The organism is Gemmatimonadales bacterium (genome assembly GCA_019637315.1).
Taxonomy (GTDB): Bacteria; Gemmatimonadota; Gemmatimonadetes; order Gemmatimonadales; family GWC2-71-9; genus SHZU01.
In genome coordinates, this window is the sequence record JAHBVU010000015.1 from 56,504 (window position 1) to 81,612 (window position 25,109).

Below are 25,109 nucleotides of genomic sequence, written 5' to 3' on the forward strand. Positions count from 1 at the left end.
TGTGACTACATTGTAAATCAGTTCACTGCGGAATGCGGTTTACGCCGAGTGGCGGGCCAGCGAGGTGCGGTAGGCACCGGGAGTCATGCCGGTGTAGCGCTTGAAGGCGCGGGTCAGATGGCTCTGATCGGCGAAGCCGACGGCCGCCGCTACCTCGGCAAGCGGGCGATCGAGTTCGGCCAGGGAGCGCCTAGCCTGTGCTACGCGGCGGCGGCGGAGGTAGTCGCCGACGGAGCAACCGTAGCAGCGGCGGAAGACGGCCGCGAAGTGCACCGGGTGGACCCCGGCCGCGGCGGCGAGATCCCGAAGCGAGCGCGGCGCCGAGTTGTCGCCATCGAAGAGATCCGGGGCGTCGGCCAACCAGCCGGGTCGGCGACCGCACTCGGCGGCCTGGAACCGGCAGAGCGCCGCGACGACCTCGGCTGTGAGAGCATCGACGGTCAGCGGGTCTCCCCCCTGCTCCATGGCGGCGGCGAGGCGGGTCCCGGCCTCGGCGACCGGGCCGCCCCGGGTGTCGGAGGGGGCGTCGGTGGCAAAGCCGTGATCGAGCATCCAGCCGAGCCAGGCCGGCCCGGGCTCCAGATTGAGGGCGTTGACCGGGCGCTCGAGGGTAATCGTGTGCTGCATGCCGGGCGGGTGCCATGCGACAGTGAGCGACTCGCAGATCCGCTGGCGGCGGCCGAACCGTTCGGTATAGCGGCCGCCGTGGATCAGGCAGAGGTAGGGTCGTTCGTGGGCGTGCGCGGGGGCGCCGGCGGTGTACCGGATATCTGTCAGCCGGAGGTCCGGGGTGACATAGGTTCGGAAGGGGTGCCCGAGGAAACGCCCCGGCGGGAGGGCCGCGCGCATAACCTAAAGATGCACCGGTCGGGGCGAAGGTTGCGTCTCCAGACCGAGGGATGCGTGTTGGCCGCTCGACGGGGCCGCTCCTATCCCAGGGCCTCGATGGCAGCCGCTTGGCCGTGGGGCGAGCAGCGGACGGTCCTGCTGATATGACAGGGGGGCCGGGCCTGGTGTTATGCGGGGGTCTTGTGCCGCAGTAACGGCGCGGTTGTGGCAGTCCGGCGGCGAAAAGCAGCGGTACCTGCCGTGTTATACCGCACCAAAGATTGCCGCAAGCGGATTTGGCGATCAGACCAGATCATATGTACATTATATCGTACATTTTGCTGGAGCCTCCCGATGGCCCGAGTCCGGCCAACCCAAGATATTCGTCCGCTAGCTGACTTCCGCGCGAACTTGGCGGCCGTCGTGCGGCAAGTCCAGGACACCAAACGGCCCGTCATTCTGACGCTGCACGGCCGGAGTGCCGCTGTTCTGGTTGACGCTGGTGAGTACGAAGCCCTGCTCGACCGAGCGGAACTTCTGGAGGATATCCGCGTCGCGGAGTCCGAAGTGGCTGCCGGGAAAGGCCTCCCGCATGCTAAGGCCAAAGCCGCGGTACTGGCGCGCCTGCGGGGATGAGGGTCATCTGGGCCCCTCGGGCGCTCGTCCGAGTGACCGAGATTGCCGAGTACATCGCGGCGGATCGTCCCCGTGCCGCCTCTCGCTGGGTCACGGCCCTGTTCGAGCGAGTGGCGACGCTCCGTCACCACCCACGGCGCGGCCGCCGGGTGCCGGAGGCGATCAACCGCGATGACCTCCGGGAGGTCGTGCACGGCGCGTATCGGGTGATCTATCGCGTGGAACCCCGGCGCCTCGTGGTCCTGACGGTGCGTCATGGTCGCCGGCAGTGGGATGCGGCGGACCTGGAGGACGAGCTCTAGCTGCGCGTGCGGCATAACATGGGTTTGCAGCCGGCGGCCGGGCGAGCCGCCTCTTCCGGGGTCGCGGCCGCGCCCCATGTTGAATTGTGGATGGCGCGGCCGCTTGGTTCCTAGCCGGCCGCCGCTGAAACCCAGATGCGTTGGGAGGCGTCCATCACTCGTCTTGAGGGCGGGCCATCAGGAGCTCCCAGAACGCCTCAGGTCCCACGATGAGCAAAGGCACCTTGGCGGCTAAGCTGAGCAAGTCCTACGCGGTCGACAATCAGGTTGGTGCCAATGAGCGAGGATGGTTCGAACGGATACGAGGAAATTGCGAGCATCTACGTTGCCAGACGTGGCACCCGTCCCCTAGTCGGCGACGCGGTTGGGGCTGCTACGGTCCGCGCGTGGGCGGATGCCTTTCCCCCAGGTGCAACAGTCCTCGATCTCGGCTCCGGCCCCGGTGAGCCGAGCACGCGGATCCTGCAGGAAGCCGGCCTCGCGACCTACGCCGTCGAGGCATCACCGGCGATGGTCGCTGCATTCCGCGAGCGCTTCCCGGATTCGCCGATCGAGCACAACACGGTCGAGGCGTCGGCGTTCTTCGATCGGACCTTCGATGGCGTGCTTGCCTGGGGGCTCCTGTTCCTGCTCGAACCAGCAGCGCAAGCACTCGTGATCGACAAGGTGGCTAGCGTGCTCAACCCCGGAGGCTGTTTCCTCTTCACAGCCCCGAAAGAGCCTCTCGAGTGGCTGGATGCCATGACCAACCGCCAGTCGCAGTCACTCGGCGCGCAGACCTATGAGCGATTGCTGCGCGATGCCGGCATGACGTGGGTAGCCGCCGCACGGGACGAAGGCGAGAATCACTACTACTTCGCGGTGAAGCGGTAGCCGCGAATCGACGACCGTGCCGCGGCTTGGAGGGACGAGTCACCGCACCGAGGGGGACACCTCACGGGCTGAAACGTTCCGGGGTTCCCGAAGGCTCCATTCGGAGAGAGATTGAGAGGATCTCAAGATCGCGACGACACGCGCACACGGCGTTCACCTAGCCGAGTATCTTCTGGCCTTCGCCATCAAGCACTGTGAGCCTGGATGACGAACCTGCCGACGCTGCCTGAGGTTCCCCCGGACTACCACCCGGCACTACGGACCCTGCTCGACCGCGAGCTCGCGCTCGGCAACACGGTCCGCTCGATCACCCGCGGCTTTCCCCAGCCGGAGAGCGTGCTCGTCCAGCTGAGCGAGCCGCTGCGGTCACGTCCAGTCCCGCCGACCGATGGCGTGACACACGTCGCCGTGAGCGACCCACACTGGTGGATGGATGAGTACCGCGCAGGTGATCCGCCGCATCTGCTGGTCGGTTGATCGGCAGAAGGGCCGGAGCGTCGGCGTCCTGGTAGTGAGGCCAGGCCCGATGCGCCTGGCGCTTGCTGTGCCGTCCGGCGAGGCTTTGCAAGCTTCTGATGGCTTCCGAAGTCGCGGCCGCGCCCTATGTTGGCTGACGATGGCGCGGCCAATCGGCAGCGCGTGTATTCACTCACAACCACCTTTCATGGGCATCACATGACTTCACCGACCGCGGTCCCGGGCATTAGTGCGGCCTTTCAGGCCTTTCTGACGCAAGCGCCCAATCACGCGAGCGCCTGGATGACAGGCATCAGCGGACTCGAGAACGCCACCAAACTCGACAAGAAGACCGCAGCGCTGGCGTACTTGGCGGTGCTTGCCGCGGTGCGTCTCGAGAGCGGCGTGCCATTTCATGCCCGCTTGGCCAAGCAGGCTGGCGCTACTCGCGACGAGGTCATCAGCGCTGTGCTGATTGGGTTGCCGGCGGTCGGCAACGCTGCGACCCAAGCGCTGCCGATGGCTCTCACTGCCTACGACGCGCCTTGACCGTCCTCCCATTCAGGGCGATAGCGGCGCTCTGATCGTCAGGCGTGCTGGTGCGGTGCAGCTGGCTCGGCGGAAGCCCCCTGCAGGGTGCCCCCGTGCCGCATACTCCGCCAGAGCAGTAGCGCCACCGCTCCGCCGCCCAGTACGCCGGCCAGGCAACCGACGAAGCCGCCGACCACCGGGAGCTGGGCCGCGAGCAGCAATACTCCGACACCCGCCGCCGCAGACAGGAACGGACGCCCATCTTCCCTGCTGCCGCGAGCCCGACGAGTCAACGCATCGCCAAGCCGGGTACCGGACACGACGAACCCAATAAGGCCGAGGGCGGGAAGGAGAAACCCGATCAGAGCGATCGCGGCGGGGATGCCGATGACAGTCGTCGCGAGGAGCGCCGCCAGCAGCGGCAATCCGACCCAGACCACGACGGCAGCGAGCACGGTTGGACCCGGCTCCGTAGCGAGCGCGGTTCCGGCGGTGCGGAGCGCGACTGGTGCGATCGCCGCCGCCAGCAACGCCACCAGCACGATGGCGATGGCGAGACCGAGCGCCGCCAGAGCCGCGACGACCGCCAGCCCATGGACGATCTCGGTGGTGACGCCGCGGTCGATTTGGCCGAGGACTCGCGAGCCCTGATCCTGGTCGAGGGTCGCGTCGATCAAGTGCACCGGCCCTGCGATCTCCGCTCCGTTGACCAGTTCGACCCGGCCCCGGACCACCACCAGCTCCTGGACTCGCCCGCCGTCGAGCCGCGCGGTTCCGTTGATCACGACCAGCGTCTTGACGGTCCCCTGGACCTGAGCTGTTCCGTTGACCACCAGTCCGAAGGCTTCGTGGTCCGCCGCAGCCACGGTGAGGTTGCCGCCGAACCGGAAGTACGCGCCGGTGAGTGAGTCGGGGGATTGGGCCGCGCTGACCCGGGCACCGGGGACGAGAAGTGCGATCGTCGACAGGAAGACGGTAAGGCGGCGCATGACACCTCCGATGGTTGCGAAGATCACCGTTGACGTGAGCCGGTCGGTACCGCGCCCAATATTGCGTCCGTCCTATGAACCCGAAATGAAATTTGCCTAAATCGTATCGATCAGTGGGCCACCGTCGCGAGGACCCGCCGGCATCGATGCCCTGCCCCGCGCCAGGTGCTGCACCGGAAGATTCCTTCATCCGAACTCCATCGGTACCTCACCACCAAGCCGCGACCTTTCTCCAGGCCCGCTGGACGATGCTGCGCCGCTTCGAGCGAGGACTCCGATGATCGCGCCCATGCTTCCCGTCGAGTTTGTCCTGGTAGCCTTCGAGGGCCCCGATCCCTACGCGCAGGCCGGAGGACTCGCCACCCGCCTCGCCGGCTTGACCGAGGTCCTCGTGGCCCGGCAGATCCAGACCCACTTGATCTTCTTTGGTGACCCCGACTTGCCGGCGACCGAGACGCGGGCCGACGGGCTCCTGACACTCCATCGCTGGGGCCAATGGATCAGCAGGTACCACCCGAGAGGCTGCTATGATGGGGAGGAGGGCAAGCTCCGCGACCTCGCCAGTGCGCTTCCTGACTACCTGATCGACCGGGTGATCGCTCCAGCTCGAGCACGGGTCACCGCGCCGATAGTACTTGCCGAGGAGTGGCAGACCGCGCCGTTCACCGTCGCCCTCGACCAGCGGCTCCGGCACCGGGGTATTCGTGCCGATGCGGTGCTCTTGTGGAACGCCAACAACCCGTACGGATTCGATCGGATCGACTGGCCCGCGCTCGAGAGTTCTGCGACGATTATGACGGTCAGTCGCTATATGAAGGCCATCTTGCGGGCCCGCGGCGTGGATTCGACCGTAGTCGCGAATGGGATCCCGGAGCGGCTGCTCGCCAAGGCGGTCGCCCCGCGCCCCAACCCCTCGACGCGTCCGTTCTTCTTCAAGATGGCGCGCTGGGAACCGGAGAAAGGGTGGAATCAGGCACTGGACGCCATTGCCAACCTCAGGCGCCGGGGCCAACGGGTCCAGTTGATCGCCCGGAGCGGCGGTCCGGCGGGTCGGGGCACCGGCTTGGCCAGCGCGGCGACCGAGCGCGGCCTGGCGGTGGCGGAGGTGGAGGATCCGGATGTTGTTGCCGCCTCGGTCGTGGCGGGTGGCTTCGACGAGGTGGACGTGATCGACCTTCGCTTTCCGGTATCGGAAGACCTGGCCCGTCTCCTGTACGCTACCGCCGATGCGGTGCTCGCAAACTCGGTCTCGGAACCGTTTGGCCTTGTCGGGCTCGAAGCGATGGCCGCTGGTGGCGTCGTCTTCACCGGAGGAACCGGTGAGGATTACGCAGAAGCGGAACACAACGCAGTGGTGCTGGAAACTACCGACCCGGCCGAGCTGGTGGCGCGGGCGGAGCGACTCTGGGGCGACCCCGCAGCGGTCGCGCTCCTCCGCGATCGAGCCCGTTCCACGGCCCGATTGTTCACCTGGAATTCCGCGCTCGATCAGCTGCTGGCCCTCGCGGTGAGCCCGGGCCCTGCCGCCGGGCCAGGTCTTCCAGCCAGGCTCGCCTGAACCCGGCCGCTCTTCCGGGGTATGCGCGGGATCCACCCCCATGACGCTCTGGGCGAGCGCCTGGGTCGTGTTAGTTTCGAAGTGCAGTTCCTCCTCGCAGGGTGCCACGAAGACCGGAAGCGCGCCTTTTCAGCGGAGTCCTCATATGAGAAGCAACCTGATCCTCGCAGCGTCCCTGGCGTTGGTGCTGGCTGCGCATGGGCAGCCCAGCCGTCAAGCGGCGCTCACCTTCAACCATCTGGCATTGTCCGTGACAAACCTCGAGCGGTCGGCTCAGTTCTACGAGCGCGTACTGCGCTTGCGCGAGATCTCTCGAGGAACGCGCGCTCCAGGCGTGCGGTGGTTCTCCCTCGGCGAGGGCAAGGAACTGCACCTGATCTCCGCCGAGTATTACCGAGGTGGCGTGGTCACCATCAATAAAGCCGTCCACTTGGGACTGGCGACCAGCCACTTCGACGGTATGCTCGAGCGCCTCGACGCCGAGCGCGTTCCCTATGGCAACTGGACCGGCACATCAAGGGTGGTCGAGACGCGAAGCGATGGAGTGCGACAGATATTTTTTCAGGATCCCGACGGATACTGGATCGAGATCAACAGCACCGGAGAACTGCGAGACGATCCCGGGCACCGGAAATGACCGTATCCAGGCGTTCGCGAATCAACCCTTCGGTTGGTCGGCTTCCGTGGCTGCCATCACGGCACCGACGCTCCTCATCCTTGCGGATGCCGACACGTTTCGCCCTGAACACCTGGTGGAGTTCTACAAGCTGCTGGGCGGCGGACAACGTGACGCAGGTCTCAACGGATCGCTGCGACCACGCCCATCGCCTCGCGATCATCCCGAAGACGACAGATGCCCTGGGGCGACTGGAACGAAACAGGAGTCTGATGCAGTCGTCCGAGCCACTGATGGCAACGCCCTTCGCCACGGCGCTCGATCTGGGCGGCACCTTTGTCTTTGCGCTGAGCGGCGCACTGGCCGGTGTCAGGCACGGCTTCGACCTGTTTGGTGTGCTGGTGCTGTCGTTCGCGACGGCGACATCAGGCGGGATCATCTGCGATCTGCTGATCGGCGCCGGTCTGTGCTTCGGGCTCCGGCTCCTGGCGATCCGGCGCGGCTGGCAATTGCCGGCGGCGCGACGGCATGACTGAGCCTCGGCACCTGTGCGATCAGCGAACTGGCCGCGCCCCTAGTGCGGAACCACGGGTGATGGCCCCAGGGGGCGCGGAGCCTCGAGGTACCTGCTGAAGCCCTCGAGGGTTCGTTGTCAGTGCGCTTCCATGTTTACCCGCTGTCCGCCTGCAGCACGCACCTGCCGGACCTGCTCGACTGTCACCCGCGTCCCGTTGTTACCCCACTGGCCGTATACATAGGTCAGCACGTTGGCCACATCCTCGTCGCTGAGGGCCAGCGCGGGCATCAAGCTGTTGTACTGCGCCCCATTGACCGTAATGGGACCGGAGAGTCCGTGGATCACTACGCCGATGGCGCGGCTCGCATCAGCATTGAGGTAGTCGGAGGCGGCAAGCGGCGGGAATGCGCCCGTCAGCCCCGCACCATTGGGCTGGTGGCAAGCGGCACAGTTCTGCGCGTAGACCCGCTCACCCATCGCCATTTGCTCAGCAGGCGTCCGGGCAACTGGTGGCGCGGGCGCAGCCGCATCAGGCATCCGCTGCAGCGCCCCGCCTTCGGGTTGGTAGATGCCTTCGAACTGGCGACCGGAGAACACACTGCTGTCCGCTACCCCGCCCACCACCAGTGAACCAATGGCGCCCTTGTTGAAGGCCCGGAAGATGGAGTGGTCCACGAGGATATAGTTGCCCGTGGTCTCGACCTTGAATTCGACGATTGCCGCGCCACCGGCGGGTATCAGCGTTGTCTGGACGTTCTCGTTGATGCTCCTGGTGCCACCTTCGGTGTAGACGCGATCAAAGATCTCGCCGATGACGTGGAACGAGGAGATGAGATTGGGCCCGCCGTTGCCGACGTAGAGCCGAACGACTTCGCCGACCTCCGCGGTCAGGGCGTTGTCACCCATCAACGCTCCGACCGAGCCGTTGAAGACGACGTACGCCGGATCCTCGTTGATGGCGCGCTGCATATCAAACGGCTGATGACCGGCAACCCCGAAGTTTCCGCGCGTGTAGAACTCCCCCTGCTGCACATAGTATTCCCGATCCACCGCCGGCAGACCGGCCTTGGGTTCGACAAGGATCAACCCGTACATGCCATTGGCGATGTGCATCCCGACTGGCGCTGTCGCGCAGTGATAGACGTAGAGGCCGGGATTCAGCGCCGAGAACGTGAACATCGACTGCTGACCGGGAATCACCAGTGACGCCGATGCACCACCGCCCGGGCCGGTCACGGCGTGGAGGTCGATGTTGTGAGGATTCTTGCTCGAAGGATGGTTGGCAAGATGGAACTCCACCACATCGCCCTCACGGACCCGGATGAATGATCCCGGCACCGTGCCGCCGAAGGTCCAGAAGGTGTACTCCACGCCGTCTGCGAGGCGTGATGTCTGTTCATGCGCTTCGAGGTTGACGATGACTTTGGCAGGATGGCGCCGCGTGATGGGAGCCGGGACCATTGGCGGAGCGGTCAGCACGGCCGTCTCCTCGCCGCGGAGACGATCGTTCGAGCAGCCAAGACTGGAGCCGACCACGAGCAGCAGCAATGCCGCTCGGGCTCGTGAGACGAGTGCCATGACGAGGCGTCCTTGATTTGGGATACTTCGCAACGTATCGCGAGTGATGAGACCGAGCAAGACACTTGAGTAAGGACCGCAATCGGGGCAAGTCGGATCTGTGATGCGTGAAACCTTCCGGGCGCGAGTCGTCCAGGTCGGGCGGATCGGGATTCAGAAATCAGGCTGGCGACGCGTGACTCGGTGAGTCGGCGGAGCTCATTGAAGCCGCCCGGCTACCGCCTGGCGCGAAACTCGTCGCGCAACGCCTGCAGCGCAGCACTGTCCCACCCCTCGGGGTCGGAAACGGCAACCCACGCATCGAGGTAATGCTCCGGTGCGTAGACGTGACCGAACCCCATCGGGGCTTTGTCCGCGGCCACGATGTCGACCGCCAACTGCAGCATGGTTACGACCGGATACCAGCGCAGTGCCGGCGAGACATCGGGCCCACGCGGAGCCTCCATCCATGCCGGCTGCCGGAAGGCTGCCCGCGTCTCGTAGAAGGTTATCGCGTCGCTCGCGTACTGGAGGTAGACGATGCGCATCGGACCCCATTGCGCATCAGGCAGGTCGAGCGCGTTCGTCTGGTTCGTGAAACGGACGACCGACCCGTCACGAAACCGGGGTAGCCAGGCCGGCGACGACGGCTCGCGCTGGTCAGTGAGCGTGCGCCACATCACGCTGCGGAACGGCGGGCCGCTCCAGAGCGCACCGTTCAACGGATCAGCGATGACGTCGTAGATATCGGCCGCCAGGGCCGAGTTGAGCGCACCAAGGCTCAGGCCATGCAAGTACAGTTTCGGCCGCTGGTCGCGCGGGAGACTGGTCCAGCGCCCGTAGATGGCAGCGAAGGTCGCCCGCGCGGTCTCGGCGCCGTACTCCCCTTCCGCCATCAGCGACAGCCAGCTCGGCAGGTAGGAGTACTGGAGCGCCACGGTCGCGACGTCACCACGATGGAGGAGTTCCAGGGTCTCGATGGCGTTCGGGTCGATCCAACCGGTGCCGGTCGGTGTGACCAGGACGAGGACCGAGCGGTCCCAGGCACCCACCCGGTCCAGCTCGGCCATCGCGAGGTCGACGCGGGACTGAATGGTTTCGCCGGAGTTGAGGCCAACATAGATCCGAAGCGGTGCCTGTGCGGTGCTGCCAAAGCGGGCCTGCAGGCTCTCGAGAGTCGGCCCGGCCGCGATGAACTCGCGGCCTCGGCGGCCAAGGTCCTCCCAGGCAATCAGCGAGGCGCCGCTGCCAGTCCTCCAGGGCTCGACCGGCGCTGCGGTCTCTGCCTCGATCCGTGCGTCAATGCCCTGGAAGGAGGCATCGAAGCTTCGCAGCAACTGGCTGAACAGCACGCCATTGATGATGGTCCAGAAGACGAAAATCGCGGCCACCACGCCGGCCAGTGCCGCAACGCGCCGCGGAATGAAGCGGCCAAACTTGCGCGCAAAGAAGCGCCAGGTCATCTGAAACAGGCGGGCCACGCCGAGGAGCGCCCCGAAAACGAGCAGGGCGACGCCGCCGACGCGAAACGGGTGGGCACTGTCGACCGGCGCCAGACCCATCAGCGCCCGCAAGGAGTTCTGCCACGCGGCGGCATGCCAGAGGGCGGCCAGCATCACGCCGAGGCAAACGGTACCGGCCACGATCACGGCGACGGTGTGCCAGCGTTCCCCGAACCGCGGCAGTTCCAGCCAGCGCCAGAGCCGTCGGCCGTAGGCGCCGATGCCGTAGCCGATGGCAAGGGAGAAGCCCGAGAGGATGCCCTGCATGGCCCAGGTTCGCGGCAGCAGCCCGGGGCCCAGCGACGCGGCAAAGAACAGCGTACCAAGCAACAGCCCGGTGACACACAGGGCGGCGGTAAAGCGGGATTCAGTCCGGGCAGTCATCACGACCAGGGACGATAGCTCCCTTGCCCCGGGCGGGAAAGCTCCCCCGGAGTGCACCGTGGTGCGAGAATCGGCGCCGTGATAGCTTCAACGTCAAGACCTGTCCCTGACTAACGGAGGATCCGGTGAGCAGCTTTCCCCTTCGCGCCGCCATCATTACCGCGCTCGCGGCCCTTCCGGGCTCAGCTCGGGCCCAGGGCGAGGCCGCCATTCCCCCCGCCGCCGAGCAAATCGCCGCAGCCGTGCTGGCCATGCCTGTGGAGATGCGGGCCACCGCCAAGGTGATGGGCTACGATCGAGCGGGCCGGTTCGTCGTCCTGCGTGAGGGTAAGGGCATGATCTGCCTGGCCCAGTACCCGAAAGAGCAGCGCTTTCACGTCTCGTGCTACCACGAGTCGCTGGAGCCGTTCATGGCACGCGGGCGCGAACTCCGGGCAGCCGGCACACCTGCAGATCAGATCGATACGGTCCGTTACGCGGAAGCGCGGAGCGGCAAACTCAAGCTGCCGTCCGGACCAGCGGCGCTCTGGCAGCTCTTCGGCGGCAGCTTCGACCCCAAGGCGGGGGAGGTCAGCGGGGCGCGAAAGCTGTACGTGGTGTACATCCCGTATGCCACGGGCGCGTCCACTGGCCTGCCGGAGCGCCCCCACGGCAACGAGCCCTGGCTGATGTCGCCGGGCACGCCGAAGGCGCACATCATGTTCACGCCGACCATGTGAGCTCACCCTGAAGGCTCGGCGCAGATCCGGACGGACCCTGCGCACTAGAACCCGCGCCGCTGGCTGCGCCACGGTGCGGGTCGACCCTCCCGAAACTCCTCCACGCTCGGACCACCCAGCTGCGCCAGGCGCCAGGTACCGTACAGGTAGCTGAGGATCAGCAGCAGGATGATGGCGGGCCAGCCGAGCAAGGTGTTGATCAGCGCAATCCGGCTGATACTGCTGCTCTGCAGGAGTACGATCTGCCCTGCCAAGCGCAAGCCGAAGAACAGCGCCCAGGCCACCGTGACTTCGGTGTACGCAGGCCGGACACGATCGTGCCAGTACCACTCGAGCGGCCAGCGGCGCGCGAAGTGACTCGTCCATGCCACCATCGGCTTGCGGATCAGCAGGCTGACGAGCGCAAGCGCAACGGTCACCCCGCCATTGACGATGCCGGGCAGGAAGAATCCTTCCGAGCGTCCGACGACGAGTACCAGGCCGATGGCGAGCCCGACGCTGCCCATCCCGCCCAAGGCGTAGACCAGCGACTGTCCCCGGCGGAGCCGAACGGCGGCGATCAGGAGGGAGAGGCCCAGCGCACCAATCATCGCGGCATTGAAGCCCGCGAGTCCGTTGAGAACCAGAAAGAGCAGCGGCGGCAGCAGGATATCCAGCAGACCTACCGCGCCGAATACGCCGCGCAACTCCTCCAGCAGTTCGCGGCCCCGCCCCGCGCCGTCAGGCATGCTTCCCGAGCCAGAACCTGCGCCAGTCGCCGTTGCTGGCTCCGAGCGCCAGGAAGGCGTAGAGCGCGCCGGCAAAGAAGCCCAGGAGCATCATGGCAATGGTCCACGCGACGGCCGCTGGCACCGACGCCTCACGATAGATGATCCACATCGAGAAGAGCACGAACCCGGTGTACAGGTCGACCAGCGAGACGATGCCCCAGGGCATCGCGGCCAGCTGACGGCCTTCGCCGAAGAAGTCGCCGTTGATGAAGCCGTTGGCAATCGCGGCGCCCATCACGATCACACCGAGCAGAGACACGAGCCTGGCCAGCTTCATACGTTGCACCTCACCACAACCGGGGAATCAGTAGGGGTGTCCGCTCCTTGTACGCTTGATAGTCCGCCTGTCCGCCCCATTTGGCCTCCGCCTTCCGCGCCAGGAGTGGAATACCACTGATGCGAGTGAGCAGGACGGCGACAAAGACCGGAGAGATCAGCGCAATCCGCTGCCAGCCGTGCAGAACCGGGAGCGCAATGACTGCCACGCCGATCCACAGCACGATCTCGCCGAAGTAGTTGGGGTGCCGAGAACGAGACCAGAGACCCGTCGAGATGAACCTGCCCTTGTTCCTCGGGTCGCTGTTGAAACGGCTCTTCTGCGCATCGGCGACGGCTTCGAATCCAAAACCGAGCAGCCAGATCAGCGTACCAACCAGTGCGAAACCGTCCAGGTCCTTCCGGTAGGTGGACGTGATGGCGACCAGCGCGGCGGCCGCCGTGAAAGTGACCCAGAGGCCCTGCATGGTCCAGACATTCAGGAAGCGGACGAACGAGGGCTTGAGGTCGTCGAAGCGGTCGTCTTTCCCTGCCCGGTGGATTCGGCTGAACAGGAAGCTGCCGAGCCGGATGGCCCAGACCGCGACCAGCGCTGCCAGCAACAAGGACCGCCCGTCGAGCGCAGCATTCTGCCGGCTGGCCCAGAGCGAGATTCCGACCACTGTCAGGTAGGTCAGACTGCCCGTCAGGTCGAAGAACTTTTCCGTCTGGAAGCGGTAGGACGGAATGAAGACGAGCCACTGGATCAGAAACGCCGCAGCGACCGCGATGGCGAAAGCTGGAACGCCGCCCACGGTCACGCCGCCCTGACTTCCTGCCCAGGCGACGAGAGCGCCGATCAGAGCTGCGAGAAGCGTCACTGGTAGCCGACCATCACGGCAATCACGAGCGTGATCGAGGCCGCCACCAGCAGCTTGAGCAGCAGTGGCGCGATGAAGCGCACCCAGCGGTCGAAGGGAATCCCGGCAATGCCGAGTATCGCCATCAGCACGATGTTGGTGGGGAGAATCATGTTGCTGAAGCCGTCGCCGAACTGGAAGGCCAGCACCGAGACCTGCCGCGTCAGGCCGACGACATCGGCGAGGGGCGCCATGATCGGCATGGTGGCAAAGGCCTGGCCGCTGCCGGAGGGAATGAAGAAGTTGAGGACCGTTTGCACGAAGAGCATGCCCACCGCGGCGAGCTCCGGCCCGACCCTCTGCAGCGGCACCGACAGGCCGTGCACGATGGTGTGCAAGACTCGGCCGTCTTCCAGCAGCAGCGCGATCGAGCGGGCAAAGCCCACCAGCAGCCCGACCACGGCGAGGTCGCAGGCCCCCTGGGTGAACTTCTTTGCCATGGCGTCGAGGCCGAGCCGCCCGATCAGTCCGGCGACCAGGGCCAGGGCAAGCCAGAGTGCGCCGAGCTCGATCAGGTACCAGCCCTGGTTGGGAATGCCGTACACCATCGCGCCAAGTGCCACGAGCGTCAGCACGGCGATAACCGCGCGGGCGCCGCTGAGCGGCGGGTGCTCGGTAACCGGCGCCTGCTCCGCAGCAATGCCCGCCATCAGGCTGGCCGCTGGCTTAGCGCGCACCCGGGTGGCGTAGCGCCAGACATGGTGAATCCCGATGGCCACGAACGGCACGAAGAGGGCGAGCCGGAAGGCCAGCCCGCTCACCGGATCGAGACCGGCGATATTCTGCGCGACAATCACGGTGTACGGGTTCATTACCGCCACGCCGTAGCCGATGCAGTAGCCCACCACAATGATACCGATGGCTGTCATGGTGTCCAGGCCCATGGCCAAGCAGAGCGCCACCAGCAGCGCGGCAAAGGGGATGTACTCGGTCGAGGCGCCCAGGGTGGAGGAGCCGACGGCAAAGATGCTGACGCCGATGGTGATCAGCAGCGCCGGGGAGTGGCCCACCTTGCGGAGGATCACGCCCAGCACCGCGTCGATCATGCCGGTGGCGCGGAGCACCGCAATGGCGCCGCCCACGATCATCAGGAAGAAGATGATGGCCTGCGCGTCCGCCATGGCGCGAGGCACCGCGGTCAGCAGCGCCCACGGCATCAGGGTGACCCGCTCAGGCAGCACCTCGTAGGTGCCGGGCACGACCAGCATGCGGCCGGCCTCGTTCGGCGCAGTCTGGAAGGCGCCCTGGGGCAGGATCCAGGTGGCCACCAGCGCGACGATCATGATGCCGAAGAGCAGAACCAGCGTGTGCGGTACCCGGAACTGTCGCGCGGGCAGCGGGGAGTCCGGGGATGGGGTGGGCATCCGGGAACGTACGCTGGGAATCGTGAGCGCGGCAAGACGGTGGCACGCGGCGAGGGGGCGGGCGGAATTACGAGCAGTCCGGTCCCGCTTGCCGGGGTGGAGCCGGGGTTCCTAAGCTTGAGCGTGCCACCCCAGGCACCCCACGAACCGGAGCATCGTGCTATGCGCAGTCAGCTCGCTATTGCAGGCCTCCTTTTCTTGACCACGGGCGCTCTCGCCGCTCAGCAGGCAAACCCTCCGAGCGAGGGCCAGCAGATCTTCCAGACGGTCTGCGCGATGTGTCACTCGGTCGCGCCGCCGGCCAAGCTCGCGCCGCCGATTTCGCACGCGGCCGCGTACTACATGCGGCGCTTCCCCGACCCGGTGCCCGCGCTGCTGGCGTATCTCAAGGAGCCTGCTGCGGATCGCTCGGCCATGCCGCCGCACGTGATCGAGCGGTTCGGGATCATGCCGCCGCAATCGCACCTCAGCGATGCGCAGCTGACTGCAGTGGCACGGTATATCCTGACGCTCGCCGATACGGTACACGTGCGAGCGCGGCCGGGACACCACTCACACCAGCGGTAGTTCCGGTTTGGGGCGGCCCTGCGTTAACGCCGGACCGACGCCACTACCAGGTCGACAAATTCGCCCAGGTTGCCGCCCATCGCTTTGACGACGATGACGAGGTCGTTGACCGGATCGATCCAGCAGTAGAAGCCGCCCCCGCCCCGCATGGCGTAGCCACTCGCGGGGCTGTTGCGGGCCATGCGCTGATCGGTGTTGAGCCACCAGAGGAAACCGTAATCGGGGCGCAGCTCCGCCGGCGTCACCGACATCCGGATCCACTCCGGCGAGAGGATCTGTCGATCCTTCCACCGCCCGTTGCGAAGGTAGAGGAGGCCAATCCGGCCGAGATCCTCGGCACTCACCCAGAAGCCCCCACCCCAGTGCGCCCCGCCGCTGACCGACTGAACCTGAACACCGCGAATCGTGACCCAGGAGTTGTCGTACCCGTGCCACTCCCAGGTCGGGCTCGCGCCGATCGGCTTCATGACGTAGTCGTCGAGGACCTGCGGCAGCGGACGCTGCCAGACCCGGAGCAGCGACAGCGCCAGGCGATTGACCCGGACATCATTGTAATCCCAGAAAGTTCCCGGAGCCTGAAGCGGAGTGGTCGGGTCGCGTCGAGTGCGACGGTCGTTCAGGTCCGGCTTGCCCCAGAGGGTTCCCTCCCACCCGCTTGTCTGCTGCAGCAGCTGGCGCCAGGTGATCGCGGCGTTCTGCGGCGAGTCGAAGCCGCCGTCCCGAACGTAGTCGCCGACCCGGTCGTCGACATGATGAATCAATCCCTGGTCGAAGGTGACGCCGGCCGCGAGCGACAGAATGCTCTTGCTGAGACTGGCCGTCAGGTCGACGAACCGGGTGTCGCCGAACTCCGCCACGATGTAGCCGCGCCGGATGATCAGCCCATTGACGTTCTTGTGCACCATGAACGGGCCGATGACCCGCGGGTCCGGCTCGTTCATGGCCGCCAGCGACCGCTCCTGCCTGGCAATCGCTTCCTCGACCGTCTTCGTCCCCAGCAAGCCCGAGGGATTGGCAAGGGCATACGCCACGGCTCGCTGGAGCGCGACGGAATCCATGCCCACCTCCGCGGGGCGGCGGCGCTCCCAGGCAGGGGCTGCGTCCGGATAGTAGGGCCGCTGCTGCGCGGCCACCGGCATGACGGCCAGCAGCCAGGCACAGGCCAGCGCCGCCAGCACGGGGCGTTGCCTCACCGCGAGTTCCGGACGTTCCTGCGGGGCACCAGCGCGGTATTGATGCGCTGCGGGAAGTTTCCGACCGGCATCCGCTTGATCTCCTTGCGTTCGGCCACCGAGATCACAGACAGGGTGTTGTCGCCCCGGTTCGAGGTGTAGCAGTAGGTATCGGTCCGGTTGCAGGCCAGCCAGCCCGGCTCCTTGCCGGTGGGAATGGTCGCGATCAGATCCATGGACGGCACCGAGTGCACCGCCGCAAAATCGTAGACCGTCGACGCCACGAAGAGAAGCGAGCCATCGGAGGTCAGCCACATGCCGTGACCGTAGGTGTGTGGGAACGAGGCCGTCGCCTCGGGGGGGAGCACCTTGCCGAGCGTCGGAAGGTGAATCGTCTTGGTCAGGCGGTCGGTGGTCAGATCGACCTCGACAAAGCCGTTCAGTCGGGAGAGCTGAGTCCAGAGTTTCTTCTCGTCCGGGGAGATCATGAACGGGCGGACACCCTCGGGCAGATCGATGCCCTTGAGCAGGCGGTTGGTGGCTACGTCGATGACCGCGATCCGGTCGCTGAGGATGTTGCCGACATAGACGCGCCGCCCGTCGGGCGAGAGCTGCGTACCATGGGGGCCGTAGCCGACCGGTACGCGAGTGATGACCTTGCGCGCCTGAATGTCGATTACCTCGACGAACGACTCGCTGAAGATCGGGACGTACAGAAAACGATCGTCCGCGCTGACCGTGACATGATGCGGCACCCCCGAGACCGGCACCGTGAAGAGCACTTCCTCCGTCTCGGTGCTGACGACGACGACGTCGCGCCCTTCGATCCGCGGTATGAACAGCTTGGTGCCATCGCGCGACGGCACGACGTCATCCGGCACCTTGCCGATCTTCGACGCCGGGATCGTGCTGACGATCTCGTGCTCGGGAATCGCGATGACCGTGATGTCTCCGCCTCGGCTGTTCTGGATGTACATGTACTCTTTGGCCTGCGCGTGGGCCCCGACAGCAACGAGCGCCAGGAACAGCGCGGCTGCCGCAGAGGCCTTGGCGGCAGGACGGAAGCGACGTGAACGCATACGAGTCTCCTGTGGGGACCTCGACCTCAGGGGTCGATCGGGTCGATCAGTGTGATATGCAGCTCGCCGCCGGGCGCCTCGACCAACGGCAGGCGCGTCAGCGGTTTGTACGCAGGACCACTCAGGACTCGGCCATCGCGGGCGAAGATCGAGCCGTGGCACGGACAGAACAGCTCCCAGCCCTCGGGCCGTACCGGACATCCGTTATGGGTGCAGATCGGCCAGACCGCTGCGTAGCCACCCTCGGGCAGGACCAGGATGTCGACCGGACTCTTCGCCCCCTCCGGATGCAGCCGAAGCGCACCGCGTTCCGTAGCGAGGACCGGGTGATCAGCGAGGCGGATCTTGAGGACCGGATGCTGCCCAGCCGCCGGCGCCATGACTGGCATGGCCATTCCGGCGGCGGCCACCTGGAGAAAGCGGCGGCGGTCGAGCGTCATCAACGACTCCGGGCGGGCGGCTCGAGAGCCGCCAGCACCTTTTCGAGCAGACCGTTGAGTTCCGGGATCCAGCGAATCACCACAACGAGGTCATGCTCAGGATCGACCCAGACGTAGTTGCCGCCGCCACCAGCTGCATAAAACGACTTCTCGGGCGCGGCGGGCAACTGGCGCTTGCCGGTGTTGAGCCACCACATGAAGCCGTACGAGGGGTTCGCTGCCGAGGGCGTGGTCGCCAGGTCGATCCACCGTTCCGAGAGGATCCGCTGCCCGGCCCAGACACCACGTCTGAGGTGGAGCAGACCGAAGCGGGCGTGATCCCTGGTGCTGATCCACATCCCCCCGCCCCAGTGCGCTCCGCCCGCAACCGACTGGACCTGACGTCCGTCGATGTCGATCCAGGAATTGCGGTATCCGTGCCACCGCCAGGTGTTCGAGGCCTGAATCGGATCCATCACCCGATCGCGAAACACCTCGGCCAGCGGACGCCGCCAGACGTGGGTGGCAGCCAGAGCCGTGAGATTGACCCGGACGTCGTTGTAGGTGTAGTGCGAACCTGGCGGGCGAACCGGGCGGCGCCCCGTCTCCCGATTGTAGCGATCCGCCCAGTCGGGCTTGCCCCAAAGCGTTCCCTGCCACTCGGAGGTCTGCTGCAGGAGATGTTCCCAGGTAATCCCCGAGTTGTGCGGCGGGGCGAACAGCGTGTCCGGAGCATAGCGCCGCACCGGATCGGTCAGCCGCTCGATCAGCCCCGCGTCATAGGCCAACCCGACCATGGTGGCCAGGTAGCTCTTCGTCGCGCTGAAGGTCCAGTCGACCCGGTGGGTATCGCCCCACTCCAGCACGATGTAGCCGTTCTTGATGACCATCCCGTTGTGGGGACCGCGCTGATGGGTCGGCCCGACGATCTCATTGTAGGGCTCGCTGGCAAGGACCAGGGCCAGCGAGTCGCCATTCAAGTGCAGATTGCCGGCGTTGGCCTCGGCAAACCGAACCACCTCCTGGAGCCTCGCGGCGTTCATGCCAACATCCTCGGGACGCCGGGTTGCCCACTCGAACCGGGTCGGAAAGTAGGCCTCGGTCCTCGCGGCGGGCCGCTGGGCGACCGCCTCGGGCACGATCGCGAGCAACGCAGCGAGCGCGACACAGGCACTCCGAGTCATCCTCATCGATCGCGCGCCACGGCGAGATTCGGGTTGTTGTCCCGCTCGACATTCGGCAGCGGCAGGCAGGTGTCGGTGCCATAGGTTCCGCCCTTGTTGTTGCCACCGACCGCCGCCTGAAACGCCAGCCCCGCCGCCGGAAAGAGTGGAATCGTGTACTTGCCAAGATCGGCCAGGTGGTGGCCTTCGAGGAAGAGTTCGCGCTTGCGCTCCTCGACGATCTGGGCCTGGACCGTGGCCGCATCGCCGCCGGCAAAGGCCGGGATACCCGCCGCCTGATGCAAGGCGTTGATGATGTTCGTCGCAGCCTGGGGATTACCCGCTGCCACAGCTGCCTCCGCCATGATCAGCTGCGCTTCTGCGTACCGAGCGATGGGAATCGGACTGTTGGAACCGGTGTATTTGCGCTGCTCCCAGAGGCGGTTGACGCCGTCGGCGCCCGGCCGTCCGGCATCGACGGCAACGACCCTCGGATCCGGCACGCCCGCCCAGGTGAGGTTCCGGTACACTTCCTCGACCGCATTCAGACTCTGACGGTTGATCGAGCCGAAGATCCGGTTCTCGGTTCGCTCCGTTGGAAACACGTAGGCGGCGTTGAAAACGAAGCCGGCCGGCACGAGGGCGGCGTCGGCACCCGCTTCCGCCAGCTTGGCTGCGCTGACCACGGTGCCGCCGCGAATGGCCTGATTGTGCCGGGCTCGCGCTCTGCCAACCCGCGCCAGGTTGAGCAGCGAGTTGTTACCCGCGGCGGTTGCCGCCGCGATGGCCTGGGTGAAACGCTCCTCGGCACGCTGGAACATGGCATCGCGGGTCAGCTCCGGACCGACGTCGAGGGCAACGCTGCACATCGCTTCGCCCAGCAGCAGCGTGCTGTACCCCGCAAACGCCGCGGCCCGCGGAATCAGCTCGGCACGGGTGGGCACCTGCGCATCAGACCAGCCTTGCAGGCTCGCCAGGATATTGTCGGCCAGCCAGCGGGTGGTCGACAACGGCACGTACACACCAAAGCGAATCCCGTTGCAGCCGTCGGCCGCGTGGTAGCCGACCGGCGGGATGGTGCGCCGATCGAGGTCCCACGTCGTTCCCGGACCGCCGGTGGCCTGAACATCCCGCAGCTCGTTGCCCACCAAACCGCCGGCGACGATGAACCGTGAGAGCGCACACTCGAACTCGCCGACTACCGAGTTGACGATCAGCGGCGCATTGGCCGGCACTTCAAACTGCTCGGCCGGGATCTGACTCGGGACGTCGACCTCGAGGAGGCTTTCGAGGGCGCCACACGCCGAGGTCAGGACCAGCGCAGCGGTGCAGCCGAGCCGGCGCATTGATACAGTCGAGGCCATGGGTCTATCTCCTCAAAAGGTGACGCGAATGGAGCCAACGAACTGAACCGGCATCGGAATGCGATCCTTGTTCGTCGTCGACGGCACCTGGGCAGAGGACCCGCTATAGGCCGCGCCATAGGTCACCTCAGGGTCGCCGCTCCAGAGCCTCTGCCAGAGCGCCACGTTGCGAGCAGACGCCGAGACGAGCGCCCGCGACGCTCCAAACCAGCGCGCCGTGCTGGCGGGAAGGCCCCAGGTGAGCGAGATCTCCCGCAGGCGGGTAAAGGTCGCGTCGCTGTTGTAGAGCCCCCACGGAATCCCCGACGACTGGAGGTAGGCTGCCGTAATCGGATCAGTTTCCAGGGGGCGATGGTTCTCGAGACAGGCAATGCGCACCGAGCAACGACCGATCCGGTCGCCGTCCATCAGCCGCGCACCGCGGCGGGTCTCGAGCGTTGCAAACGCCGTCAGTCGACCGAAGAGCGTGACCGTCGAGGTCAGACTGCCTTCCCATTTCGAGGCCGCCGAGCCGAAGTACACCCGCGGTGCCGTGGCACACGGTACAGGCGCTGCGCCGGGCCCGCCATCACACAGGACGTTGGTGGTGATGCCGTTCGCCCCGTGCTCGGCCTGGACGATGCGACGGTGGAACATACCATAGACGGGATAGCCGACTCGATGCTGGTAGACGTCGTCGAGCGAGATGATCTCGGGCCCGCCCAGATCGACGATCTCGTTCTTGTTGGTCGACGCATTCGCGGTCAAATCGAACGTCAACGAGCGCTTCTGAATCAGTCGCGCCGTGGCGAGCAGTTCGAGGCCCCAGTTGTCGATCCGGCCAACGTTGACGAACTGGTCGGTGGTAAACCCGCCGGACGGCGCCACCGGACGACTGAGGATGGCATCCTTCGTCTGCCGGTTGTAGTAGGTGAAGTCGAGACTGAGACGATCGTTCAGCAAGCCCGCCTCGAAGCCAAGTTCCAACTCGGCGCCGCGCTCGGGCCCGAGCAGCGGATTCCCGACCGCGCCGGGCGTGACCGTCGAGGATCCGTCGCCGCGAGAGGTCGGGTTGTAGGTCCGGATCGCCGCGAACGTCTGCGGCTGCTGACCGCTGGCTCCGTAGGCCGCCCGCAGCTTGAGCTGGTTGACGAGCGAGCCGCCCCAGAAGGGTTCTTCGCTCACCACCCAGCTCAGACTTGCCTTGGGGTAGGTGACGAAGTCGAAGTCCGACCCGAAGGCACTGTTGTTGTCGACCCGAATGGCGCCGGTGAGAAACAGCCGGTCTTTCCATGACAGCTGCTCCTGCAGGAAGACGCCCACCGAAGCGTTCTCAACGTACGATTCACTGCCTTGCTTCGTCGCTGCGGCGGAAATCGTCTGCAGGACCGCTGACGGAAAACCCACTCCCTCAGCGTAGACGTTGGCATACCGGTTGCGGTAGTGCTGCAACCCTGCGGAGGTACTCGACGACAGCGAGTTGCTGAGCGAGACGGTACCGGTCGCGGCGTAGTCGAGCGTGATGTTGGAGACGCGCTGACGGTTGAGGAACTTGCCCCCCGAGGCAATCAGCGGCGTGAAGAACACGGCCTGTTCCGGACTCGCCTGGCGCCGGAAGTTGACGTCTTCCTCGTTCGTCAGATCGAGCCCCACCGAGACGCGGTGGCTGAGCCAGCGATTCGGCCGATGGGTCATCTGGGTGCTGACCGTGAACCGATCGGTGCTCTGCCACGCTTCCTGGAGGGCGTTGATGACCTCCGGCGGCGCCGTGAAGAAGCCGCGCCGAGGCGTCTCCGCAAGCGAGGGCACCCCGCTCCAGAGGTTGAACAGCACGCTGTTGAAGGGGTCGCCGATGGCGGTGTGCCCGCTGGCAAGGAAGAAGTTGGTCGACGCCGTGAACTTGTCCGAGGGAGTAATCGTGAGGTTGACGCGGGCGCCGAGACGACGAGCGTCGTTGCCCGGAAGCACTCCCTCATCCCGATCGAACTCACCACCCAGGTAGTACTGCAGCGTCGAGGTGCCGCCACTCGCATTCAGGTTGTAACCCTGATTGTGTCCGGTCCGGAAGAAGGGCGTGCCTCGCTCGCTCTCCTGGCGGATCAGATTCAGGGTCCGCAACTCTCCGTTGATGACCTGGTAGGCATCGGGAAACCAGCCCTCGGGGTTCGCCAGGGCGCTGTAGCCCTGCCGCACCGCCAGCTCGAGCACAGGCCGGTCGCCTGCCTTGCCCCGCTTGGTGATGATCTGGATCACGCCGTTGGCCGCCTCGGTACCGTACAACGTGGCCGCGGCTGGTCCCTTGATGACCTCGATCTGCTCGATGTCTTCGGGATTGACGTCGTTCATCCGGGACATGAAGCCAGAGGATCCGCGAGTGATCGGACCCGTATTGGCCCGGTTGTCGACCCGGACGCCGTCGACATAGATCAGGGGCTGATCGTTGAGCGAGAACGTTGAGGTTCCCCGCACCGTGAACTGTGGTCCAGCGCCAGCGTAGCCCTGTCGAGCACGAACAGAGACACCCGGAATGCGCGAGGTCATCAGCTGGCCCACGTCCGTCACGGGCGCGAGCTCGACGACTTCGGCTGCGCGGATCTGACCGACGGCCGTTCCCAGAGCGCGCTTCTGGGTTCCGCCCGGCGTGCCCGTGACGACGACCTCGTCGAGGTTGATGACGACCTGGGTCAGGACGATGCGAAGATCACTCGTCGACCCTGAGGGAATCGGCTCCACGTGGGGCCGATATCCGATCGCGGTCACTCGGATACTCTGACCCGATCGGTCAGGCACTTCGAGACTGAAGCGGCCGGTCGCATTGGTGGTCGCACGAGCGGTGCCGTTCACCAGCATGACGGTCGCCCCGGCGATCGGCTGAGCGCGCTCGTCGACCACCTGGCCGGCCACTACCGCCACGAGCGGTCGATCGACCACGCGTGAGATCGCCGCTCCGAGACTCGTCACAGAACTCGCCGAGGCAAGGTGGATCGGCTCGGCCAGACTGGACGGCTCAGTCTGCGACGGCTGGATCTGAGGCACCGGCTCGATCAACACCTGGCTTCCCACCACGCTGAATCGAAGTCCCGTGTCGCGCAGCAGCACGCCGAGCGCTTCACCGACCGTTCGGTCGGCGCAGTCGCAAGTTCGTCTGACGGCAGCCGGCAAGAGGTTGTCGCTGAACGCGATCGCAACGCCCGACGTGGCCCGGAGCTGGCTGAGCGCTTTGTTCAGTGCCGCGCTTCTGATCTCGAGTCGAGCCGGAGCCGCGAGCAGCGAGCGAGCGGCAAGCACGCCGGCATCATGACTGCTCAGCTGACGTGGCGTTTGGGCCGCTGTTGCGGCCTGCACCACCACGAGTGCGACGAGGGAAGGGACGGTGCAGCGTGCAGCGAACATCAGCAACCTCCACGCGGACGTGCGTCCGACAACGGGCCAAGGACAGAAAATGCGGCCGATCGGAGAGTACACGCCGAACTGGGAGTCGAACTACTACTCGACCTACTACTCGACGACGCGGCGAGCGTGCGCGCTTATGGCTGCACCACCACCGTGTCGCCGCGAATCGTGCAGGAGGACTGCGTCACGCGGCAGATCGTGGTGACCACCAGTTCGAGGCTTTCGCCTTCGAACCATGCCGACACCAGCCGATCAGCGAGGAGCGGACTGGTCAGCCTCGTCGTCACGCCGAAATGCCGCTCCAGTTCGCGTGCCGCCTGCGGCAAGGGTGTCGCCTGAAAGACGAGGAGTTTCGTGGGGAGGTCGACCAGCGCGGAGAAGTCGTCGACTTTGACCACAGACGGGGGCAAGCCGGCACGGGTATGGCTCACCTCGCCGGCGCCGACTTCGACTTCACCACCTTCGGCCTCGAGCGCGACCCGTCCTTCGACCACGGCGAGGCGAAGGTTGTCCGCATCGACGAGGACTTCGAACTGCGTGCCAAGCGCCGTGGCACTGCCCGATCGAGTTCGAACCTGGAACGGACGACGCGGATCGGGCGCCACCGCGAAGAACGCACGCCCATCGAGCCAGATGTCGCGGGCTCCCGGGCGGGCGATGAACGACAGGCGGCTGCGCGGGCCAAGCCGCACGAAGCTGCCATCGTTGAGGGTGATCGTGACCCGCTCGTTGTCACCCGTCGAGAACTCGGCGGCGCCAATCGGGAGAGGACCTTCCCACCGATCGAGGCCGTACCACACCCCACCCGCCATGGCGAGGACAACCGCCGCAGCTGCCAGCCCTGTGCGCCATCCGATCCGTCGAGACTTACGCCGGCGGGCGGTGGTCAGCACCCGTTCGAGCGCGCCTGGCGGCATCGATCGACCAGGCACGGCCTCGGGGGAGGTTAGTTCCCAGAGACGCAGCATTTCGAGATAGTGGATCTCGTTCTCGGGCGAGGCTCGCCGCCAGGAACGCAGCCGCCCTGCCTCGACGTCGCTCAGGCCGCCAGAAAACGATCGCTGAATCAGCTCATCCATGCGAACCTGAATCCCTGAAGGATCTCCCCCGGGCCGGGTCGGTCCGTAGCGGGCCGGACGGCAGGGTGACGACACAACACGATCGGACGCGGCTGAACTACTATTCGGACTGGAAAG

At 66.0% G+C, this 25,109-nt stretch carries 25 protein-coding genes; 10 read left to right on the top strand and 15 right to left on the bottom strand.

What is annotated here, in order from left to right; all coding sequences use genetic code 11:
- Positions 1 to 39: 39 nt before the first annotated feature.
- The gene (locus KF785_13465; protein ID MBX3147769.1) at positions 40 to 849 is read right to left on the bottom strand and encodes a helix-turn-helix transcriptional regulator; all 810 of its coding nucleotides are present in this window, start codon (positions 847 to 849) and stop codon (positions 40 to 42) included.
- Between the two features lie 333 nt (positions 850 to 1,182).
- On the opposite strand from KF785_13465, the gene KF785_13470 reads away from it, so the two are divergent.
- From KF785_13470 to KF785_13490, 5 genes are all read left to right on the top strand, one after another.
- Positions 1,183 to 1,464, top strand: a complete 282-nt coding sequence (locus tag KF785_13470; protein ID MBX3147770.1) for a type II toxin-antitoxin system Phd/YefM family antitoxin — start codon at positions 1,183 to 1,185, stop codon at positions 1,462 to 1,464.
- Positions 1,465 to 1,496: 32 nt separating this feature from the next.
- Positions 1,497 to 1,766 (top strand): type II toxin-antitoxin system RelE/ParE family toxin, encoded by a 270-nt coding sequence (locus KF785_13475; GenBank protein ID MBX3147771.1) that lies wholly within the window; start codon positions 1,497 to 1,499, stop codon positions 1,764 to 1,766.
- Positions 1,767 to 2,042: 276 nt separating this feature from the next.
- The gene (locus tag KF785_13480) at positions 2,043 to 2,639 is read left to right on the top strand and encodes a class I SAM-dependent methyltransferase (GenBank protein MBX3147772.1); all 597 of its coding nucleotides are present in this window, start codon (positions 2,043 to 2,045) and stop codon (positions 2,637 to 2,639) included.
- A gap of 204 nt (positions 2,640 to 2,843) precedes the next feature.
- A complete protein-coding gene (locus KF785_13485) occupies positions 2,844 to 3,116 on the top strand; it encodes a hypothetical protein (protein MBX3147773.1) in 273 nt (90 codons plus the stop codon).
- Positions 3,117 to 3,314: 198 nt separating this feature from the next.
- On the top strand, positions 3,315 to 3,644 hold the full coding sequence (locus KF785_13490) for a carboxymuconolactone decarboxylase family protein (GenBank protein ID MBX3147774.1): 330 nt from the start codon (positions 3,315 to 3,317) through the stop codon (positions 3,642 to 3,644).
- A gap of 38 nt (positions 3,645 to 3,682) precedes the next feature.
- On the opposite strand, the gene KF785_13495 is transcribed toward KF785_13490, so the two are convergent.
- Positions 3,683 to 4,615, bottom strand: a complete 933-nt coding sequence (locus tag KF785_13495; protein MBX3147775.1) for a hypothetical protein — start codon at positions 4,613 to 4,615, stop codon at positions 3,683 to 3,685.
- Between the two features lie 277 nt (positions 4,616 to 4,892).
- On the opposite strand from KF785_13495, the gene KF785_13500 reads away from it, so the two are divergent.
- The 3 genes from KF785_13500 to KF785_13510 all read left to right on the top strand — a co-directional run bounded on the left by KF785_13500 (position 4,893) and on the right by KF785_13510 (position 7,325).
- Entirely contained in the window at positions 4,893 to 6,173 is a 1,281-nt protein-coding gene (locus KF785_13500; protein ID MBX3147776.1) for a glycosyltransferase family 4 protein, read from the top strand.
- 145 nt (positions 6,174 to 6,318) lie between these two features.
- Positions 6,319 to 6,810, top strand: a complete 492-nt coding sequence (locus KF785_13505) for a VOC family protein (GenBank protein MBX3147777.1) — start codon at positions 6,319 to 6,321, stop codon at positions 6,808 to 6,810.
- 272 nt (positions 6,811 to 7,082) lie between these two features.
- The gene (locus KF785_13510; GenBank protein ID MBX3147778.1) at positions 7,083 to 7,325 is read left to right on the top strand and encodes a TRIC cation channel family protein; all 243 of its coding nucleotides are present in this window, start codon (positions 7,083 to 7,085) and stop codon (positions 7,323 to 7,325) included.
- A 116-nt stretch (positions 7,326 to 7,441) separates the two neighbouring features.
- Here the strand turns inward: KF785_13510 and nirK are convergent, their stop codons facing one another.
- Entirely contained in the window at positions 7,442 to 8,884 is a 1,443-nt protein-coding gene (gene nirK, locus KF785_13515; protein MBX3147779.1) for a nitrite reductase, copper-containing, read from the bottom strand.
- Positions 8,885 to 9,099: 215 nt separating this feature from the next.
- The gene (locus KF785_13520) at positions 9,100 to 10,749 is read right to left on the bottom strand and encodes an alpha/beta-hydrolase family protein (protein ID MBX3147780.1); all 1,650 of its coding nucleotides are present in this window, start codon (positions 10,747 to 10,749) and stop codon (positions 9,100 to 9,102) included.
- 125 nt (positions 10,750 to 10,874) lie between these two features.
- On the opposite strand from KF785_13520, the gene KF785_13525 reads away from it, so the two are divergent.
- Positions 10,875 to 11,468: a hypothetical protein gene (locus tag KF785_13525; GenBank protein ID MBX3147781.1), complete on the top strand. Its 594-nt coding sequence runs from the start codon at positions 10,875 to 10,877 to the stop codon at positions 11,466 to 11,468.
- A gap of 44 nt (positions 11,469 to 11,512) precedes the next feature.
- Here the strand turns inward: KF785_13525 and KF785_13530 are convergent, their stop codons facing one another.
- The 4 genes from KF785_13530 to KF785_13545 are packed head-to-tail and all read right to left on the bottom strand — an operon-like array spanning position 11,513 to position 14,777.
- Complete coding sequence (locus tag KF785_13530) at positions 11,513 to 12,196, bottom strand: DUF3159 domain-containing protein (protein ID MBX3147782.1); 684 nt, start codon at positions 12,194 to 12,196, stop codon at positions 11,513 to 11,515.
- The gene (locus KF785_13535) at positions 12,189 to 12,515 is read right to left on the bottom strand and encodes a DUF1475 family protein (GenBank protein MBX3147783.1); all 327 of its coding nucleotides are present in this window, start codon (positions 12,513 to 12,515) and stop codon (positions 12,189 to 12,191) included. Before KF785_13535 ends, KF785_13530 begins: the two co-directional genes overlap by 8 nt.
- Positions 12,516 to 12,525: 10 nt before the next feature.
- Positions 12,526 to 13,374 carry a DUF1295 domain-containing protein gene (locus tag KF785_13540; protein MBX3147784.1) on the bottom strand — a complete coding sequence of 283 codons (849 nt, stop codon included), beginning with the start codon at positions 13,372 to 13,374 and terminating at the stop codon, positions 12,526 to 12,528.
- Positions 13,371 to 14,777 (bottom strand): YfcC family protein, encoded by a 1,407-nt coding sequence (locus KF785_13545; protein ID MBX3147785.1) that lies wholly within the window; start codon positions 14,775 to 14,777, stop codon positions 13,371 to 13,373. Before KF785_13545 ends, KF785_13540 begins: the two co-directional genes overlap by 4 nt.
- A 162-nt stretch (positions 14,778 to 14,939) precedes the next feature.
- Between KF785_13545 and KF785_13550 the strand changes: the two genes are divergently transcribed.
- Positions 14,940 to 15,344: a cytochrome c gene (locus KF785_13550; GenBank protein MBX3147786.1), complete on the top strand. Its 405-nt coding sequence runs from the start codon at positions 14,940 to 14,942 to the stop codon at positions 15,342 to 15,344.
- 23 nt (positions 15,345 to 15,367) lie between these two features.
- On the opposite strand, the gene KF785_13555 is transcribed toward KF785_13550, so the two are convergent.
- From KF785_13555 to KF785_13585, 7 genes are all read right to left on the bottom strand, one after another.
- Positions 15,368 to 16,537, bottom strand: coding sequence for a serine hydrolase (locus tag KF785_13555; protein ID MBX3147787.1), 1,170 nt, complete (start codon positions 16,535 to 16,537; stop codon positions 15,368 to 15,370).
- Complete coding sequence (locus KF785_13560) at positions 16,534 to 17,595, bottom strand: beta-propeller fold lactonase family protein (GenBank protein MBX3147788.1); 1,062 nt, start codon at positions 17,593 to 17,595, stop codon at positions 16,534 to 16,536. Before KF785_13560 ends, KF785_13555 begins: the two co-directional genes overlap by 4 nt.
- Positions 17,596 to 17,621: 26 nt before the next feature.
- Complete coding sequence (locus KF785_13565) at positions 17,622 to 18,035, bottom strand: Rieske 2Fe-2S domain-containing protein (protein MBX3147789.1); 414 nt, start codon at positions 18,033 to 18,035, stop codon at positions 17,622 to 17,624.
- A complete protein-coding gene (locus tag KF785_13570; protein MBX3147790.1) occupies positions 18,035 to 19,204 on the bottom strand; it encodes a serine hydrolase in 1,170 nt (389 codons plus the stop codon). The genes KF785_13565 and KF785_13570 overlap by 1 nt, the downstream gene beginning before the upstream one ends.
- Entirely contained in the window at positions 19,201 to 20,541 is a 1,341-nt protein-coding gene (locus tag KF785_13575; protein ID MBX3147791.1) for a RagB/SusD family nutrient uptake outer membrane protein, read from the bottom strand. Before KF785_13575 ends, KF785_13570 begins: the two co-directional genes overlap by 4 nt.
- Positions 20,542 to 20,553: 12 nt before the next feature.
- A complete protein-coding gene (locus KF785_13580; GenBank protein MBX3147792.1) occupies positions 20,554 to 23,913 on the bottom strand; it encodes a SusC/RagA family TonB-linked outer membrane protein in 3,360 nt (1,119 codons plus the stop codon).
- Between the two features lie 134 nt (positions 23,914 to 24,047).
- Entirely contained in the window at positions 24,048 to 24,992 is a 945-nt protein-coding gene (locus KF785_13585; GenBank protein ID MBX3147793.1) for a FecR domain-containing protein, read from the bottom strand.
- Positions 24,993 to 25,109 lie beyond the last annotated feature (117 nt).

Excerpts from the sequence above, each read along its gene's own strand:
- KF785_13465 (MBX3147769.1), bottom strand. The coding sequence starts at position 849 with ATGCGCGCGGCCCTCCCGCCGGGGCGTTTCCTCGGGCACCCCTTCCGA.
- KF785_13470 (MBX3147770.1), top strand. The coding sequence starts at position 1,183 with ATGGCCCGAGTCCGGCCAACCCAAGATATTCGTCCGCTAGCTGACTTC.
- KF785_13480 (MBX3147772.1), top strand. The coding sequence starts at position 2,043 with ATGAGCGAGGATGGTTCGAACGGATACGAGGAAATTGCGAGCATCTAC.
- KF785_13485 (MBX3147773.1), top strand. The coding sequence starts at position 2,844 with ATGACGAACCTGCCGACGCTGCCTGAGGTTCCCCCGGACTACCACCCG.
- KF785_13490 (MBX3147774.1), top strand. The coding sequence starts at position 3,315 with ATGACTTCACCGACCGCGGTCCCGGGCATTAGTGCGGCCTTTCAGGCC.
- KF785_13495 (MBX3147775.1), bottom strand. The coding sequence starts at position 4,615 with ATGCGCCGCCTTACCGTCTTCCTGTCGACGATCGCACTTCTCGTCCCC.
- KF785_13500 (MBX3147776.1), top strand. The coding sequence starts at position 4,893 with ATGATCGCGCCCATGCTTCCCGTCGAGTTTGTCCTGGTAGCCTTCGAG.
- KF785_13505 (MBX3147777.1), top strand. The coding sequence starts at position 6,319 with ATGAGAAGCAACCTGATCCTCGCAGCGTCCCTGGCGTTGGTGCTGGCT.
- KF785_13510 (MBX3147778.1), top strand. The coding sequence starts at position 7,083 with ATGGCAACGCCCTTCGCCACGGCGCTCGATCTGGGCGGCACCTTTGTC.
- nirK (MBX3147779.1), bottom strand. The coding sequence starts at position 8,884 with ATGGCACTCGTCTCACGAGCCCGAGCGGCATTGCTGCTGCTCGTGGTC.
- KF785_13520 (MBX3147780.1), bottom strand. The coding sequence starts at position 10,749 with ATGACTGCCCGGACTGAATCCCGCTTTACCGCCGCCCTGTGTGTCACC.
- KF785_13530 (MBX3147782.1), bottom strand. The coding sequence starts at position 12,196 with ATGCCTGACGGCGCGGGGCGGGGCCGCGAACTGCTGGAGGAGTTGCGC.
- KF785_13535 (MBX3147783.1), bottom strand. The coding sequence starts at position 12,515 with ATGAAGCTGGCCAGGCTCGTGTCTCTGCTCGGTGTGATCGTGATGGGC.
- KF785_13545 (MBX3147785.1), bottom strand. The coding sequence starts at position 14,777 with ATGCCCACCCCATCCCCGGACTCCCCGCTGCCCGCGCGACAGTTCCGG.
- KF785_13550 (MBX3147786.1), top strand. The coding sequence starts at position 14,940 with ATGCGCAGTCAGCTCGCTATTGCAGGCCTCCTTTTCTTGACCACGGGC.
- KF785_13560 (MBX3147788.1), bottom strand. The coding sequence starts at position 17,595 with ATGCGTTCACGTCGCTTCCGTCCTGCCGCCAAGGCCTCTGCGGCAGCC.
- KF785_13565 (MBX3147789.1), bottom strand. The coding sequence starts at position 18,035 with ATGACGCTCGACCGCCGCCGCTTTCTCCAGGTGGCCGCCGCCGGAATG.
- KF785_13570 (MBX3147790.1), bottom strand. The coding sequence starts at position 19,204 with ATGAGGATGACTCGGAGTGCCTGTGTCGCGCTCGCTGCGTTGCTCGCG.
- KF785_13575 (MBX3147791.1), bottom strand. The coding sequence starts at position 20,541 with ATGGCCTCGACTGTATCAATGCGCCGGCTCGGCTGCACCGCTGCGCTG.
- KF785_13580 (MBX3147792.1), bottom strand. The coding sequence starts at position 23,913 with ATGTTCGCTGCACGCTGCACCGTCCCTTCCCTCGTCGCACTCGTGGTG.
- KF785_13585 (MBX3147793.1), bottom strand. The coding sequence starts at position 24,992 with ATGGATGAGCTGATTCAGCGATCGTTTTCTGGCGGCCTGAGCGACGTC.